The organism is Enterobacter cloacae complex sp. 394F7 (assembly GCF_057320385.1).
This window is the reverse complement of the sequence record NZ_JBXWCS010000001.1, coordinates 298,405-313,945: the sequence shown is the minus strand read 5'-3', so window position 1 is coordinate 313,945 and position 15,541 is coordinate 298,405. Positions and strand designations below refer to the sequence as shown.

Sequence of the window (15,541 nt, the reverse complement as noted above, 5' to 3'; positions counted from 1 at the left end):
GCAAGGACTGGATATGCTGATTCTGATTTCACCTGCAAAAACGCTCGACTACCAGAGCCCGCTCGCGACCGAGCGTTATACCCAGCCTGAACTGCTGGACTACTCGCAACAGCTGATTCACGAGGCGCGTAAGCTCTCCGCGCCGCAAATCGCCTCGCTGATGAGCATCAGTGATAAGCTCGCCGATCTCAACGCGACCCGCTTCCATGAGTGGCATCCTGACTTTACTCCTGCGAATGCGCGCCAGGCGCTTCTGGCATTCAAGGGCGATGTCTATACCGGCCTGCAGGCAGAAGAGTTCAGCGAAGCCGATTTCGATTTTGCCCAGCAGCATCTGCGTATGCTTTCAGGCCTGTACGGCGTGCTGCGCCCGCTGGATCTGATGCAGCCCTATCGTCTGGAGATGGGCATCCGCCTGGAAAACGCCAAAGGCAAAGATCTGTACCATTTCTGGGGCGACATTATCACCGATAAGCTGAACGCAGCCCTGCACGCGCAGGGGGATAACGTGGTGATTAACCTCGCCTCCGATGAATACTTCAAATCGGTGAAGCCGAAAAAGCTCGATGCGGAAATTATTAAACCGGTCTTCCTTGATGAGAAAAACGGCAAGTTCAAGGTCATCAGCTTTTATGCCAAAAAAGCGCGTGGCCTGATGAGCCGCTACATCATTCAAAACCGCCTGACGAAGCCAGAGCAGCTCACCGGATTCAACAGCGAGGGGTATTTCTTTGACGAGGAAGCGTCAGGGAAAGGGGAACTGGTGTTTAAGCGCCACGAACAGTAAAAAAACAACCCCGCCTGCTGGCGGGGTTTGTATTAGTGATGCTTCCAGTCCGGGCCTGGTCGGTGATCGTCGTGGCGGTGGTCATGACGATCGTCACGATCGCGATGCTCATCATATGGACGCCAGTGGTTATCGCGCCACTCATAATGCGCCTTCCACCAGTCATGGTCGCGCCAGCGGCCGCCGTCCCAGTAATGGCCGTTATTATCCCGATCGCCAATCTGCAGTTTGACCGCCGGAACCAGGGTGATTTCGGATGCCTGTACCGCCATGGGAGCGACCAGCATCAGTGAAAGCGCAATCAGCGCAGGTTTCAGTTTAGACATCGGTGACTCCTTATGATTCTTGCCCAACGTGGGCTGATGTAAGGAGATTACGTGAGGGGAACCGGGGATGTTATTCTCTGCAATCCTAAACGCTAAGTGACCGCATTTATTGGGAATTTCTGCTTTTTCCCTGCTATTTTTCTCCTTAATTTCTTCACAAAAAAGCCGGGTGGTGCTTCGCTTACCCGGCCTACGATTGAGATCGTTGTAGGCCCGGTAACCGCAGCGCCACCGGGCAAAAAATCACGCTCGAGTCATCATCAGCTTACGCAGCGCGGCAAAATCCGCTGGCAGCTCATGAGAGAGCAGCGGCAGGTCAGCGCGATCCGCCAGCTCTTTCGGCAGCGGTAGCGTTTCACCCAGAATCTCTTCCACGCTCTCTTTGAATTTTGCCGGATGCGCCGTCCCCAGGAACAGGCCATACTCGCCAGGATTCAGCTGGTCGCGCAGCGCACGGTAAGCAATCGCCGCATGCGGTTCAGAGGTATACCCCACCGCTTTCAGCTCACGCATAGTGCTTTTGGTGGTTTCATCGGTGACCGCCGCATAGCCCAGATCGCCCAGACGCCACACTTTACGGCGGAACAGCTCTTCCACGCGCGGCCAGTTGTTTGGCTGTGACACGTCCATCGCGTTAGAGAGCGTCGCCTGGGTCGCGTTCGGCGCCCATTTACCGTCTTTCAGGAAGCGTGGCACGGTGTCGTTGGCGTTGGTCGCCGCAATAAAGCGTTTCACCGGCAGCCCGAGGGATTTCGCCAGCAGGCCCGCGGTCAGGTCGCCAAAGTTTCCGCTCGGTACCGATACCACCAGCTGATTACGCGCCTCTTGCGGCAGTTGGGCAACCGCTTCGAAGTAGTAGCAAATCTGCGCCAGCAGGCGGCTGATGTTAATGGAGTTAGCAGAGTTGAGCCCCAGCGCGGCTTTCAGCTCTTCATCATCGAAGGCCTGTTTCACCAGTGCCTGACAGGCATCGAAGTCGCCATCTACCGCCACGGTTTCAATGTTGCCGCCGAGGGTGCAGAACAGTTTTTCCTGGAGTGGGCTGATCTTGCCTTTCGGATAGAGGATCACCACGCGGACGTTCTTCAGACCGTAAAAAGCATGCGCCACGGCAGCACCGGTATCCCCGGAGGTGGCGGTCAGAATGGTGACCGGCTTGTCGCCGCTGATGTGGGTAAGCATCTGCGCCATAAAGCGGCCGCCGAAGTCTTTAAACGCCAGCGTTGGGCCGTGGAACAGCTCCAGACAGCCCACATCCGGCTCAACCTGCTGAACCGGTGCCGGGAAGGCGAACGCCGCACGTACGCGCTCTTCCAGCAACTCCTGCGGGATTTCGTCGCCGATAAACGCAGACAAAATTTTTGTGCTGCGCGTGACAAAGTCCTGCTTCAGCAGCTCATCAATGTCGGTCAGCTGGAATTCAGGGAGATCGTGAGGGAAGAACAGCCCCTGATTTTTGCCCAGTCCCTGAGTCACCGCCTGCGCGAAGCTGACCTGCTCGTTATGATCTTTCAGATTGTAGAGTTTCATTCGTTATCCCAGTACTCGTGCGCCAGCCGTGTCCAGACGGCAAATATGAACAAAGCCTTCCTGATTTTGCAGGTAGTGTTTAGAGAGCCAGTCGGCCACGCGCTGCGCGGTGTCTGGCTTATCGCACAGGGCGAACAGCGTCGGGCCGGAGCCGGAGATGCCGCACGCCTGCGCGCCAATATCAAGCGATGCCTGTCGCGCCTCATTAAAGCCAGGCAGCAACTTCGTACGATACGGTTCGGCAATCACATCTTTCATCAATTTCGCCGCCAGCTGTGGCTGACGGGTATAACAGGCGTGAATAAAGCCTGCCAGGTGACGCCCGTGGGCGATGCAGTCCTGACGACGATACTGCGCAGGCAGGATCGCACGCGCTTCCGCGGTAGACACTTTGATACCCGGGTAGGCCAGTACCCACAGCCACTCATCAAACCCTGGCACCTGCTGGCTGATGATGCCATTTTCTTCGATCATCAACTGCATACCGCCGAGGAAACACGGCGCGACGTTATCGTAGTGGATACTGCCAGAGATGCGGCCTTCCAGCTCACCCATTAACCCCAGCAGACGGCTATTGTTCAGGGGTTTGCCACAGTGCTCATTCATCGCCACCAGCGCGGCCACAACAGAGCAGGCACTTGACCCCAGGCCAGAGCCAATCGGCATACTTTTTTCCAGCGTCATGGCGACCGGCACGTTTTTCCCGATCTCCTGACAGAAGCGCTCCCAGCACTGATAAACAATATTCTCGCGCGGTTCGGACGGCAGCTTGCTGGCAAAACGTCCCATGTTATTCAGGCTGAAACTTTCTGCTGCTTCCACCGTGACCGTATCGCCCAATAGTGAACCGTCCACCGGCGTCACCGCCGCACCCAGCACATCAAACCCGACGCTCATATTGGCGCTGGAAGCCGGGGCATAAACTTTGACCATGTTAAACTCCTAACTTCCATGACAGGGTACGCAGCAGATCGGCAAACACACCCGCCGCCGTAACATCGTTCCCTGCGCCATAGCCGCGAAGCACCAGCGGCAATGGCTGATAATAGTGGCTGTAAAACGCCAGGGCGTTTTCGCCGTTTTTGACTTTGTACAGCGGATCGTTGCCATCGACTTCGGCAATCTTCACCCGGCACACGCCATCTTCTTCAATGTTGCCAACATAGCGCAATACCTTACCTTCATCACGGGCTTTCGCCACGCGTGCGGCAAAAGCGTCATCCAGCTGCGGTAAATTATCCATAAAGGCGCTGACGTCACCGCTGCTGTCAAATTCAGCCGGCAGCACGGGTTCTATCACGATATCGGAAAGCTCCAGCTCACGGCCCGTTTCGCGCGCCAGAATAAGCAGTTTGCGCGCCACGTCCATACCGGAGAGATCGTCACGCGGATCCGGCTCGGTGTAGCCCAGTTCACGCGCGGCGCGGGTTGCTTCTGAGAGGCTCATCCCTTCATCCAGCTTACCGAAAATAAAGGACAGCGAGCCGGAGAGAATGCCGGAGAAACGTTGCAGTTCGTCGCCCGCGTTCAGCAGGTTCTGCAGGTTTTCGATAACCGGCAGCCCCGCCCCCACGTTGGTATCGTACAGGAACTTGCGGCGCGATTTGCTCGCCGCCAGACGCAGCTGGTGATAGTAATCCATCGACGAGGTGTTGGCCTTTTTGTTCGGCGTGACCACGTGGAAGCCTTCGCGCAGGAAGTCCGCGTACTGATCGGCAACCGCCTGGTTCGACGTACAATCGACAATCACCGGGTTCAGCAGGTGATACTCTTTCACCAGACGGATCAGACGCCCAAGGTTGAACGGCTCTTTTGCCTCGTTCAACTCGGCCTGCCAGTTTTCCAGGTTCAGTCCATGGACGTTGGTCAACAGCGCTTTTGAGTTGGCGATCCCGCAGACGCGCAGATCGATATGCTTCTTCTTCAGCCACTCCTGCTGACGCTTCACCTGCTCTAGCAGCGCACCGCCAACACCGCCCACGCCAATCAGGAACAGCTCAATCACCTGATCGGTGTTGAACAGCATCTGATGAACCACGCGTACGCCGGTAGTCGCGTCATCGTTATCAACCACCACCGAAATAGAACGCTCGGATGAGCCCTGGGCAATCGCCACGATATTAATATTGGCGCGCGCCAGCGCGGCAAAGAACTTGGCGGAGATACCGCGCAGCGTGCGCATACCGTCGCCAACCACGGAGATAACCGCAAGACGTTCCTGAATGGATAACGGCTCCAGCAGCTCTTCTTTCAGCTCCAGATAGAACTCTTCTTCCAGCGCACGACGGGCGCGCAGACAGTCACCCTGCGGCACGCAGAAGCTGATGCTGTATTCCGATGAGGACTGGGTGATCAGCACCACAGAGATCCCGTTGCGTGACATTGCGGCAAACACGCGCGCCGCCATGCCAACCATCCCTTTCATACCAGGCCCGGAGACGCTGAACATTGCCATGTTGTTGAGGTTGGAGATGCCTTTCACCGGCAGGCCATCTTCGTCTGTGCTGGCGCCAATCAGCGTGCCAGGCGCTTGCGGGTTACCGGTATTTTTAATCAGGCAAGGGATCTGGAACTGGGCAATGGGGGAGATGGTACGAGGGTGAAGCACTTTCGCGCCGAAGTAGGAAAGCTCCATCGCCTCCTGGTAAGACATCGACTTCAGCAGCCTGGCGTCCGGTACCTGGCGCGGGTCGCAGGTGTATACGCCGTCAACGTCAGTCCAGATCTCGCAACAGTCCGCGCGTAAACAGGCGGCCAGCACGGCAGCAGAGTAATCAGAGCCGTTACGGCCCAGCACCACCAGTTCACCCTTTTCATTGCCGGCGGTGAAGCCCGCCATCAGGATCATATGGTCAGAAGGAATTTTGCTCGCAGCGATGCGGCGGGTTGATTCAGCAATATCAACGGTGGATTCGAGGTAGTGGCCTACCGCCAGCAGTTTTTCAACCGGATCAATCACCGTGACGTGATGCCCGCGCGCTTCCAGCAGGCCCGCCATGATGGCGATAGAGAGTTTCTCACCGCGGCAAATTAACGCCGCGTTGATGCTGTCCGGGCACTGACCCAGCAGGCTGATACCGTGCAGCACATGTTTAATCTGGGCAAATTCTTGTTCTACGAAGACTTTCAGCTGTACGAGCGGGAAACCTGGCTGTGCCTCCGCCAGCCCCTGAAGCAGCTCGGCGAAGATACGCTCGGCATCGCTAATGTTCGGAAGTGCATCCTGACCGCCAATGGTCTTTTCAATCATCGCCACCAGGTGGTTAGTGATTTTTGCCGGCGCAGAGAGAACGGTCGCGACCTGTCCCTGCCTGGCGTTGCTCTCCAGGATATCGGCAACACGCAGAAAGCGTTCTGCATTTGCCACTGATGTACCGCCGAACTTCAACACACGCATGGTTCTACCTCGTTTCCTTTAGCCGAAAAAAAAGCCCGCACTGTTCAGGTGCGGGCTTTTTTCTGTTTTTCCTGTACGCGTCAGCCCGCATCGTTACCTGTGGTAATGATGATGGTTGTGGTAATGGTGGTGATGCTGATGCGTTTCATGGATGTTGTGTACTCTGTCATTATTATCTGTCTGTGCTGTATTCTTTTAGGGTTAAAGGATCGGGCACCTTAAGTCAATGAATTTTTAATTTGATCACAATTCAGCGGATTCTTACGTCCCGCTGCGTGCAGATTTATTTTCATCCGATTCCGCCAGAGGCAACCCTTAACGTCAGACGCTTACGCCATAGTAAAAAATTATGGCAGCATTTTACTCGGCTAATTTTTTTTCGATATCGTGCAGCAAACGGTGCAGCATTGCCGTATCGCGCTGCTCCAGGCGCCCAAGACGCTGCTGCAGCCAGTCAGCCATTTTTTGGTCATCCGCCACGCCAAGTTGCATCAGCAGGTAGTCAACGCGCGTACGCAGCGCGGCCAGTTGGTTTTCGTCGGTACCCACCGCTGGCGGTTGGGGAATTTGTATTAAGGACGCTAATTGATAGCAATAGACCATCACCGCCTGGCCTAAATTCAGGGACGGATAATCCGCGACCATCGGAGCCCCCGTCAGCACATCCGCGAGCGCCAGTTCGTCGTTTGTTAATCCTGAATCTTCCCGCCCAAACACCAGCGCCGCTTTTTCCAGCCACTGGCTTTTCTCGCTCAGCATCGGTACCAGTTCCGCTGGCGTGGCGTAATAGTGGAACTTCGCCCGACTGCGCGCCGTGGTCGCAACGGTAAACGAAATATCGTGCAGCGCGTCGGCGAGCGTGTCGTAAGTGGTTATATTATCAAGAATATCGCCCGACCCGTGCGCCACCCAACGCGCCGCGGGTTCCAGGTGAGCAGCGCTGTCCACAATACGCAAATCGGTGAACCCCATGGTCTTCATGGCACGCGCCGCAGCGCCTATATTTTCAGCTCTGGCTGGCGCGACCAGTACAATCGACAGATGCATTTATGCTCTCTTTTTAATCAGTTAGCGGGGATTAATGTGATGCGCGTCAACATATTACGCGGCGCGAATTTACAATTTTGCAACACAAATCACCGAAATAGCGTTTCATAACAAATTAAAAGCGCTAAACTATTTTGTAGCTGAACAATCATTTAGAATGTTAACAGAACCTGATTATCCTTATGTTTTATAATGATAATGACAGGGTGAATACGCGATTTAAGTTGGATTCGTAACGTTTATCAATCAAGATCCGCAACTAGTTGGTTTATTGAAAAATTGTGACAAAGGCTAGCATTTAGCTATGATGATTTCATCAAACTGTTAACGTGCTACAATTGAACTTGATATATGTCAACGAAGCGTAGTTTTATTGGGTGTCAGGTGTCACTTAGCCTGTTATGTTGCTGTTAAAATGGTTAGGATGACAGCCGTTTTTGACACTGTCGGGTCCAAAGGGAAAGTACCCACGACCAAGCTAATGATGTTGTTGACGTTGATGGAAAGTGCATCAAGAACGCAATTACGTACTTTAGTCACGTTAGCCCGGTCATGTTAATTTGCGACATGCATCAGGCAGGTCAGGGACTTTTGTACTTCCTGTTTCGATTTAGTTGGCAATTTAGGTAGCAAACATGCAGACCCCGCACATTCTTATCGTTGAAGACGAGTTGGTAACACGCAACACGTTGAAGAGCATTTTCGAAGCAGAAGGCTACGATGTCTTTGAAGCGACCGATGGCGCAGAGATGCATCAGATCCTTTCTGAAAATGATATCAACCTGGTCATTATGGATATCAATCTGCCAGGTAAAAACGGCCTTCTGCTGGCGCGCGAACTGCGTGAACAGGCGAACGTCGCATTAATGTTCCTGACAGGCCGTGATAACGAAGTTGATAAGATCCTTGGCCTGGAAATCGGTGCGGATGACTACATCACCAAACCGTTTAACCCACGCGAGTTAACCATTCGTGCACGCAACCTGCTGTCCCGCACCATGAACCTGGGCACCGTCAGCGAAGAGCGTCGTAGCGTAGACAGCTACAAATTCAACGGCTGGGAACTCGATATCAATAGCCGTTCACTGATCAGCCCGAACGGTGAGCAGTATAAACTGCCGCGCAGTGAATTCCGCGCGATGCTGCACTTCTGTGAAAACCCGGGCAAAATTCAGTCCCGTGCAGAACTGCTGAAGAAAATGACCGGCCGTGAGCTGAAGCCACACGACCGTACTGTAGACGTGACCATCCGTCGTATTCGTAAACATTTCGAATCTACGCCAGATACGCCGGAAATCATCGCCACAATTCACGGTGAAGGCTATCGTTTCTGCGGTGACCTGCAGGAGTGATCCCGCAGTCAACACCATAAAAAACGGCGCGAAAGCGCCGTTTTTTTTATTCCCGCCATGGCATAATCGGCACCGCGCTAATCGCGTTTTTCGGTGAGCCTTCCACTACTTTGTCGGAGTAAGCAAGGTAGGCCAGGGTGTTACGTTTAGCATCGTAAAAACGCACCACCTGCAGCTTTTTGAAGACCAGCGACGTCCGTTTCTGGAACACCACATCCCCCTGCGCTTTGCCGTTTTTGATTTTCTCGCTCAGTTCAACCGGCCCGACCTGCTGGCAGGAGATGGCCGCATCGGATGTATCCTCGGCCAGCCCCAGACCGCCTTTTATCCCCCCGGTTTTTGCCCGGCTAACGTAGCAGGTGACGTTTTTCACATCCGGATCGTCAAACGCCTCCACCACAATTTTGTGGTCCGGCCCAAACATTTTAAACACGGTATCGACAGAACCAATCTGTTCCGCCTGCGCCGCGCGGCCCGCTATCAGCAGTAAGGCTGTTAAGAGCAATGTCTTATATTTCATATTGTTACCATTTCTTAATATTACGTTGAGCGATTATTCAACACGTTAGACAAAAATGTAGCAAGATCACAGGATTAGAATATATTCACCCAAAACGCAGGACAAAAAGCATTAATGAGCAAAAAAAACACTGAATGCTAAAACATCAAAAAATGCTATTATCCGCTAACCTGTTATCAGGCACCTGCTGTTTTAAGGATGAGGATAGTATATGGATCAGGCTGGAATTATTCGCGACCTGCTAACCTGGCTGGAAGGTCATCTTGACCAGCCTTTGTCACTGGATAATGTGGCGGCTAAAGCAGGCTATTCCAAGTGGCATCTGCAAAGGATGTTCAAGGATGTCACCGGTCATGCTATCGGTGCCTATATTCGCGCACGTCGTTTATCTAAATCTGCGGTGGCCTTACGCCTGACCGCGCGGCCCATTCTTGATATTGCCCTGCAGTATCGTTTCGATTCGCAACAAACGTTCACCCGAGCCTTTAAAAAACAGTTCTCGTTGACGCCAGCACTATATCGCCGTTCACCTGACTGGAGCTCATACGGTATGCGCCCGCCGCTGCGTCTGGGCGAGTTCGCCATGCCGAAGTACGAAATCATTACCCTGCCGGAAACCCATTTGATCGGTACGACACAGAGCTACACCTGTTCTCTGGAGCAGATTTCTGAGTTCCGCCATCAAATGCGCGTTCAGTTCTGGCGCGACTTCCTGAGCCATGCCCCGGCGATCCCGCCTATCCTGTATGGTCTCAACGAAACGCATCCAAGCCAGGAAAAAGACGACGAGCAGGAGGTGTTCTACACCACCGCGTTAACGCCGGAGATGGCCAATGGCTATATTCAGGGCTCTAAACCGGTCGTGCTGGAAGGCGGAGAGTATGTGATGTTCTCCTACGAAGGGCTGGGAACGGGCGTACAGGAATTCATCCTGACCGTTTACGGAACATGCATGCCTATGCTGAACCTGAATCGCCGTAAAGGTCAGGATATTGAGCGCTACTACCCGGCAAGTGATGCGAAACCGGAAGAAGGCCCCATTAATCTGCGGATGGAATTCTTAATCCCGATCCGTCGTTAGCGCTGTAGTTCATCCAGTGCAGGGGCATCAAGATGCGAAATGTCCCCTGCCATCTCAACGACCCATCCCGACGCCAGCCACGCGCTTTCCTGATAATCGATACGGGAAATAGAGCAGTTGCGCAGACGCAAACGGCGCTCCGCATAGGCCGGTAACCCCAGAATGGTGCTGACCAGACATCCCAGCGCAATCCCGTGACTCACCAGCAGTGGACGGCTTCCGGTGGGCAGCTTCAGGCATTCCGCCAGCGCAGCATGCATACGCACGCTCAGCTCCTGCATGGATTCGCCCTCAGGGATACGGCCATCTTCGGTACCGTTAACCAGCGTGCGGCGCCAGCCCTCTTCCGTTTCCGTCAGCGTATCGATATGGCGTTTTTCGAGCACCCCCATATCCAGCTCTCGCAGGCGCGGTTCAAGCAGCACATCACAACCACAGGCATCAGCAATAATGCGCGCCGTCTGCTGCGTGCGACCTAAATCGCTGGTGATGACATGGGTAATGCCCAGCGTTCTGGCACGTTCTGCCACCTGCCACGCTTGCTGCACACCCTTTTCAGTGAGAGGACTGTCGGACTGGCCTTGAATACGTCGCTCGGCGTTCCACTGCGTTTCACCGTGGCGAACAAGGTATACCTGTAACATGCTTTTTTTCCGTTATACTGCGATGAGTTTTTTTGAATCGAGCTTAATTATGCACCATGTTGTCTCTGCTACCACCAATCCTGCCAAAATTCAGGCAATTCTAAGGGCATTTGAAGAGATTTTCGGCGAAGGATCCTGCCATATTGATGCCGTCGGCGTCGAGAGTGGCGTTCCTGAACAGCCGTTTGGCAGCGAAGAAACGCGCGCTGGCGCACGAAATCGCGTGTTAAATGCGAAAGCGGCCGCACCCGATGCCGACTTCTGGGTCGCCATTGAAGCGGGAATTGACGAAGGCGCGACGTTTAGCTGGGTGGTTATCGAAAGCCGTGAACAGCGCGGTGAAGCACGCTCGGCCACCCTGCCGCTGCCGGACATCATTCTGGAAAAAGTGCGCGCAGGCGAAGCGCTCGGGCCAGTGATGTCGCAATACACCGGCATTGATGAAATAGGCCGTAAAGAAGGGGCGATTGGCGTCTTTACTGCTGGCGCGCTTACGCGCTCAAGCGTTTACCATCAGGCGGTGATCCTGGCGTTAAGCCCGTTCCATAACGCCATTTATCGTTGAACGTATAGGCCGGATAAGGCGCAGCCGTCATCCGGCGTTTTTCAGCAATACCGCTTCCAGCCACTGACGCAGCTCAACCGGCGCAGACTTCAGGCTGTTTGAACCGCGGGTGATCGTCGCGATCCCCGCGCCCAGCTCGTTTTTGAGCTCACGCTGGCTCATCTCACCGCGAAGTAACTCTTCGATGATCCGCACGCGCGTGCCCAACGCCTCACGCTCGTCTGGCGTCAGCATCAGTTGCAGCAGGGGTAAATGCAGATCCTGGTCGTAAGACTGGCGGAGCAACTCCACAAAACGAAGCCACTCCTGATGACGTTGTTCGGCCAGTGCCGAGGAATACGGGGAATGCTGGGTCATGTTATGCCGCCTGTTGTACTCATTAACGAGTACAGCATAACACAACCCATCCCAATCAGTAACGTCTCTGCCACTCCGCATCGCTCATCAGGGTATCTTTTTGCCCCATGAAGTAACGGTAATAGGCATCATACGCCAGCACGTTCTTCACGTAGCCGCGCGTTTCTGAGAACGGAATGCTCTCGACAAACGCCACGGCGTCGATGCGTCCGGCGCTGTTACCCAGCCAGGTACGCACACGCCCTGGGCCCGCGTTATACGCCGCAGAGGCGAAAATGCGGTTGTTACCAAACTGCTGATAGACGTACTGCAGATAGCTGGTACCAATGTTGATGTTGGTATCCGGATCCAGCAGCTGTGATGGACTGCTGTATCCCGGGATATTAAACATCTTCACCGTATGCGTCGCCGTGCCCGGCATAATCTGCATCAGGCCGCTGGCCCCTACCGGGGAACGGACTTTCGGGTTCCAGGCGCTCTCCTGACGGGCAATCGCCATGGCGTAGCTTTGCGGAATATCTTTACCGCTGGTGTAGCGATCGAACAGATCTTTGTAGGCCAGCGGGAAACGTTCTTCAAGATGATCCCACAGCTTACCGGCGATCGTCGCCTGAACGCTCAGATCCCACCAGTGGTTATCAAAGGCGTAACGGGCAAGCTGGGCTTTCTCATCCGTAGTGCGGCTGGTGACCAGATTCGCCCACTCGCTACGGGCGGTGTTGTCCATATTCCAGTACATCAGCTCGCGCACGCGCGCCATTTCCGGCCCCTGGGTCAACGCCGGGCTGGCGTTACCCGGCGCTTTATCAATGCGGAAGGTGTACTCCTCACCCAGACGCTGCGCGGCCACCATTGGGTAGAAGCCTCGCTGCTGCATCAGCGCGTGGAGGATCTCTTTGGCTTCGTCCTCGCGTCCCCGCTCCATCAGCAGATCCGCCTGCCAGTAGCGCCATTCGTCTTTCTCTTTGGCTTCCATAGGCAGACGCGCAAGCCAGGTATTAAGGCCTTTACGATCGCCCGTCCCCAGCGCCATACGCACGCGACGTTCCACCAGCGACGTGGAGTTGGAGCGCATAATGGCATCGTCCCGCCAGCGGGCCTGTTCGTCGGTTACGTCCGAGCCCATCAGTCTCCACGCCACGATGTCGCGCAGTTCCTGGGTTTGCTCTTCATTGAGCTGCTGTGCCTGCACCAGCTGCGGGATCATCAGCCGCGCGTTTTCGACATCGTCACGCGCCACGCTGGCAAAGGCCACCGCCGCCATCTGTCGGGTAAAATCGGTCGCTCCCGTGCTGCGGGCAAAAGTCAGAACGCTGTTGGGGTCGTTTGCCAGCGACATCACGGCCGTGGAAATGGTCTGGTAATCCGACGGCATTTGACCCGCCAGAGCCATCACCAGACGCGTGTTTCCCGCTTTCATCGCCAGACGGATACGTTCAAGGTAAGCCAGCGGATCCTGTTTACCGGAAGCACGCCAGGCACCAAAGAGCGAATCACAGGCGTTAGGCTGGCTTTTCCCGGTCAGCCACAGCTCTTTTGCCCCGGCCCAGGCTTCCTCCTGCTGACCGGTGGCCCATTTTGCATAGTAATAGTTACACTGGGCTTCCGTGGTGTTCGGTTTTTCCGGGCTGAACGCCAGCAGTCCGCGCCAGTCTTCACGACGCGCCAGCTCGTTTACAAAACGAGACTGCAGGTTCCGGGCGGGCGGCAGGGTCGGGTTCGCCTGAATGAAGTTATTCACGGTGACCGTGGGTTGATTCATGAGATCGTCAGTAATCTGGCGATACTCCAGATAGGGATAGAGAGGATAGTCTTTCAGCGTCGGCATCAACGCCTGCACAGTATCCATCTGTTTGTTGTCCCACGCCTGTTTAATCTGGGCGTAGCGGTTACGTTGTTCATCCAGTGAATCGGCATGCACCGCCTGGCTTACCGCCATTACGCATACGCTGGCCGCCAGCAGACGCCAGACCACCCGTTTGGCTTTTTCCACAAGCTCTTCCTCATTGTTTTTTCGTCAATTGCAGCGTCTTGCCACGTCAAAGTCTAATTAACTTATGCTAACCAGGCATCCCGGAACGCGCCACGTTACGGACACTTTTTTACCTTTCCTGCGCGTTTTAACACTCCCGACGTTCCTGGCTGGGATTAGGGCGGGAAAAAGGCTACACTTCGAGGCTGAAATTCCTTTTCATCACGATAAAAGAGGCGAAGTCCAACGTGGCTCAATTCGTTTATACCATGCATCGTGTCGGCAAAGTGGTACCGCCGAAACGTCATATTCTTAAAAATATCTCGCTGAGCTTCTTCCCGGGCGCAAAAATCGGTGTTCTGGGCCTCAACGGTGCCGGTAAGTCCACCCTGCTGCGCATCATGGCCGGCATCGATACAGACATCGAAGGTGAAGCCCGTCCGCAGCCTGGCATCAAAATTGGCTACCTGCCGCAGGAACCTCAGCTGAACCCTGAACACACCGTTCGTGAATCGGTTGAAGAAGCGGTATCCGAAGTGGTTAACGCGCTGAAAGGTCTGGATGAAGTGTATGCCAAATACGCCGAGCCAGATGCGGACTTCGATAAACTGGCCGCTCAGCAAGGCAAATTTGAAGAGATTATCCAGGCGCACGACGGTCACAACCTGAACGTGCAGCTGGAGCGCGCCGCTGACGCCCTGCGTCTGCCGGACTGGGATGCGAAAATCGCCAACCTCTCCGGTGGTGAGCGTCGCCGCGTGGCGCTGTGCCGTCTGCTGCTGGAAAAACCAGACATGCTGCTGCTCGACGAACCCACTAACCACCTGGATGCGGAATCCGTGGCGTGGCTGGAACGCTTCCTCCACGACTTCGAAGGCACCGTGGTGGCGATCACCCACGACCGTTACTTCCTCGACAACGTGGCGGGCTGGATCCTGGAGCTGGACCGCGGCGAGGGTATCCCATGGGAAGGCAACTACTCTTCCTGGCTGGAGCAGAAAGATCAGCGTCTGGCGCAGGAAGCGTCAGCTGAAGCAGCACGCCGTAAGTCTATTGAGAAAGAGCTGGAATGGGTACGTCAGGGCACGAAGGGCCGTCAGTCTAAGGGCAAAGCCCGTCTGGCACGCTTTGAAGAGCTGAACAACACCGAATACCAGAAACGTAACGAAACCAACGAACTGTTTATTCCACCTGGCGCGCGTCTGGGGGATAAAGTGGTCGAAGTCAGCAACCTGCGTAAATCTTACGGTGACCGCGTGCTGATCGACGATCTCTCCTTCTCCGTACCGAAGGGTGCCATCGTCGGTATCATCGGTCCGAACGGCGCGGGTAAATCCACCCTGTTCCGTATGATGTCCGGTCAGGAGCAGCCAGACAGCGGTTCTATCACCCTGGGTGAAACGGTGAAACTGGCGTCCGTTGACCAGTTCCGTGACGCAATGGATAACAGCAAAACCGTGTGGGAAGAAGTCTCCGGTGGGCTGGATATCATGCGTATCGGTAACACCGAAATGCCGAGCCGCGCCTACGTTGGCCGCTTTAACTTCAAAGGTACCGATCAGGGTAAACGCGTCGGCGAGTTGTCCGGTGGTGAGCGTGGTCGTCTGCATCTGGCGAAGCTGCTGCAGGTTGGCGGTAACGTACTGCTGCTCGATGAACCAACCAACGACCTCGACATCGAAACCCTGCGCGCGCTGGAAAACGCCCTGCTGGAGTTCCCGGGCTGTGCCATGGTTATCTCGCACGACCGTTGGTTCCTTGACCGTATCGCCACCCACATTCTGGACTACCAGGATGAAGGGAAAGTTGAGTTCTTCGAAGGTAACTTCACCGAATACGAAGAGTACAAGAAACGCACGCTGGGCGCAGACGCGCTGGAGCCGAAGCGTATTAAGTACAAGCGTATTGCGAAATAAAAGTAAAACGGCAACTTCGGTTGCCGTTTTTTATGTTTGTGCCCTCT

At 54.8% G+C, this 15,541-nt stretch carries 16 protein-coding genes and 1 other annotated feature; of the genes, 5 read left to right on the top strand and 11 right to left on the bottom strand.

The genetic code is table 11. The features are described 5' to 3' along the window. Window positions 1–13 precede the first annotated feature (13 nt). Window positions 14–787: a peroxide stress protein YaaA gene (gene yaaA, locus AC2FAK_RS01605; RefSeq protein ID WP_013095513.1), complete on the top strand. Its 774-nt coding sequence runs from the start codon at window positions 14–16 to the stop codon at window positions 785–787. 32 nt (window positions 788–819) lie between these two features. Here the strand turns inward: yaaA and AC2FAK_RS01600 are convergent, their stop codons facing one another. From AC2FAK_RS01600 to yjjY, 7 genes are all read right to left on the bottom strand, one after another. Then, window positions 820–1,113, bottom strand: coding sequence for a DUF2502 domain-containing protein (locus AC2FAK_RS01600; protein ID WP_095455065.1), 294 nt, complete (start codon window positions 1,111–1,113; stop codon window positions 820–822). 243 nt (window positions 1,114–1,356) lie between these two features. Continuing rightward, on the bottom strand, window positions 1,357–2,643 hold the full coding sequence (gene thrC, locus AC2FAK_RS01595; protein WP_013095511.1) for a threonine synthase: 1,287 nt from the start codon (window positions 2,641–2,643) through the stop codon (window positions 1,357–1,359). A 3-nt stretch (window positions 2,644–2,646) separates the two neighbouring features. Continuing rightward, on the bottom strand, window positions 2,647–3,576 hold the full coding sequence (thrB, locus tag AC2FAK_RS01590) for a homoserine kinase (RefSeq protein ID WP_083021538.1): 930 nt from the start codon (window positions 3,574–3,576) through the stop codon (window positions 2,647–2,649). Window position 3,577: 1 nt separating this feature from the next. Beyond that, entirely contained in the window at window positions 3,578–6,040 is a 2,463-nt protein-coding gene (gene thrA, locus AC2FAK_RS01585) for a bifunctional aspartate kinase/homoserine dehydrogenase I (protein WP_095455066.1), read from the bottom strand. Window positions 6,041–6,064: 24 nt separating this feature from the next. After that, window positions 6,065–6,182: a sequence feature (Thr leader region), on the bottom strand. Further along, window positions 6,121–6,189 (bottom strand): thr operon leader peptide, encoded by a 69-nt coding sequence (gene thrL, locus AC2FAK_RS01580; protein WP_015572623.1) that lies wholly within the window; start codon window positions 6,187–6,189, stop codon window positions 6,121–6,123. (Overlaps the previous feature by 62 nt.) A gap of 211 nt (window positions 6,190–6,400) precedes the next feature. After that, on the bottom strand, window positions 6,401–7,087 hold the full coding sequence (locus AC2FAK_RS01575; protein WP_095455067.1) for a tRNA/rRNA methyltransferase: 687 nt from the start codon (window positions 7,085–7,087) through the stop codon (window positions 6,401–6,403). 399 nt (window positions 7,088–7,486) lie between these two features. After that, window positions 7,487–7,627 carry a YjjY family protein gene (yjjY, locus tag AC2FAK_RS01570; protein ID WP_001541509.1) on the bottom strand — a complete coding sequence of 47 codons (141 nt, stop codon included), beginning with the start codon at window positions 7,625–7,627 and terminating at the stop codon, window positions 7,487–7,489. A 95-nt stretch (window positions 7,628–7,722) separates the two neighbouring features. Here yjjY and arcA point away from each other — a divergent pair, with 95 nt between their 5' ends. Then, a complete protein-coding gene (gene arcA / locus AC2FAK_RS01565) occupies window positions 7,723–8,439 on the top strand; it encodes a two-component system response regulator ArcA (protein ID WP_003856501.1) in 717 nt (238 codons plus the stop codon). Between the two features lie 46 nt (window positions 8,440–8,485). Here the strand turns inward: arcA and creA are convergent, their stop codons facing one another. After that, window positions 8,486–8,959 (bottom strand): protein CreA, encoded by a 474-nt coding sequence (gene creA / locus AC2FAK_RS01560; RefSeq protein ID WP_013095506.1) that lies wholly within the window; start codon window positions 8,957–8,959, stop codon window positions 8,486–8,488. Between the two features lie 211 nt (window positions 8,960–9,170). On the opposite strand from creA, the gene robA reads away from it, so the two are divergent. After that, window positions 9,171–10,040 carry an MDR efflux pump AcrAB transcriptional activator RobA gene (robA, locus tag AC2FAK_RS01555; RefSeq protein ID WP_013095505.1) on the top strand — a complete coding sequence of 290 codons (870 nt, stop codon included), beginning with the start codon at window positions 9,171–9,173 and terminating at the stop codon, window positions 10,038–10,040. Here robA and gpmB read toward each other — a convergent pair. Then, window positions 10,037–10,684 (bottom strand): 2,3-diphosphoglycerate-dependent phosphoglycerate mutase GpmB, encoded by a 648-nt coding sequence (gpmB, locus tag AC2FAK_RS01550; protein WP_095455068.1) that lies wholly within the window; start codon window positions 10,682–10,684, stop codon window positions 10,037–10,039. The two genes, robA and gpmB, sit on opposite strands and share 4 nt — an antisense overlap. Before the next feature lie 49 nt (window positions 10,685–10,733). Between gpmB and yjjX the strand changes: the two genes are divergently transcribed. Continuing rightward, window positions 10,734–11,249: an inosine/xanthosine triphosphatase gene (gene yjjX / locus AC2FAK_RS01545; protein WP_029882672.1), complete on the top strand. Its 516-nt coding sequence runs from the start codon at window positions 10,734–10,736 to the stop codon at window positions 11,247–11,249. Window positions 11,250–11,276: 27 nt separating this feature from the next. Here yjjX and trpR read toward each other — a convergent pair whose 3' ends face one another. After that, on the bottom strand, window positions 11,277–11,606 hold the full coding sequence (gene trpR, locus AC2FAK_RS01540) for a trp operon repressor (protein WP_013095502.1): 330 nt from the start codon (window positions 11,604–11,606) through the stop codon (window positions 11,277–11,279). Between the two features lie 55 nt (window positions 11,607–11,661). After that, entirely contained in the window at window positions 11,662–13,599 is a 1,938-nt protein-coding gene (gene sltY / locus AC2FAK_RS01535; RefSeq protein WP_095455069.1) for a murein transglycosylase, read from the bottom strand. A 227-nt stretch (window positions 13,600–13,826) separates the two neighbouring features. Here sltY and ettA point away from each other — a divergent pair, with 227 nt between their 5' ends. Next, window positions 13,827–15,494 carry an energy-dependent translational throttle protein EttA gene (gene ettA, locus AC2FAK_RS01530; protein WP_013095500.1) on the top strand — a complete coding sequence of 556 codons (1,668 nt, stop codon included), beginning with the start codon at window positions 13,827–13,829 and terminating at the stop codon, window positions 15,492–15,494. Window positions 15,495–15,541 lie beyond the last annotated feature (47 nt).

What these genes read in the sequence shown, in the direction of transcription:
- yaaA (WP_013095513.1), top strand. Translation starts at nt 14, where the DNA reads ATGCTGATTCTGATTTCACCTGCAAAAACGCTCGACTACCAGAGCCCG.
- AC2FAK_RS01600 (WP_095455065.1), bottom strand. Translation starts at nt 1,113, where the DNA reads ATGTCTAAACTGAAACCTGCGCTGATTGCGCTTTCACTGATGCTGGTC.
- thrC (WP_013095511.1), bottom strand. Translation starts at nt 2,643, where the DNA reads ATGAAACTCTACAATCTGAAAGATCATAACGAGCAGGTCAGCTTCGCG.
- thrB (WP_083021538.1), bottom strand. Translation starts at nt 3,576, where the DNA reads ATGGTCAAAGTTTATGCCCCGGCTTCCAGCGCCAATATGAGCGTCGGG.
- thrA (WP_095455066.1), bottom strand. Translation starts at nt 6,040, where the DNA reads ATGCGTGTGTTGAAGTTCGGCGGTACATCAGTGGCAAATGCAGAACGC.
- AC2FAK_RS01575 (WP_095455067.1), bottom strand. Translation starts at nt 7,087, where the DNA reads ATGCATCTGTCGATTGTACTGGTCGCGCCAGCCAGAGCTGAAAATATA.
- arcA (WP_003856501.1), top strand. Translation starts at nt 7,723, where the DNA reads ATGCAGACCCCGCACATTCTTATCGTTGAAGACGAGTTGGTAACACGC.
- creA (WP_013095506.1), bottom strand. Translation starts at nt 8,959, where the DNA reads ATGAAATATAAGACATTGCTCTTAACAGCCTTACTGCTGATAGCGGGC.
- robA (WP_013095505.1), top strand. Translation starts at nt 9,171, where the DNA reads ATGGATCAGGCTGGAATTATTCGCGACCTGCTAACCTGGCTGGAAGGT.
- gpmB (WP_095455068.1), bottom strand. Translation starts at nt 10,684, where the DNA reads ATGTTACAGGTATACCTTGTTCGCCACGGTGAAACGCAGTGGAACGCC.
- yjjX (WP_029882672.1), top strand. Translation starts at nt 10,734, where the DNA reads ATGCACCATGTTGTCTCTGCTACCACCAATCCTGCCAAAATTCAGGCA.
- trpR (WP_013095502.1), bottom strand. Translation starts at nt 11,606, where the DNA reads ATGACCCAGCATTCCCCGTATTCCTCGGCACTGGCCGAACAACGTCAT.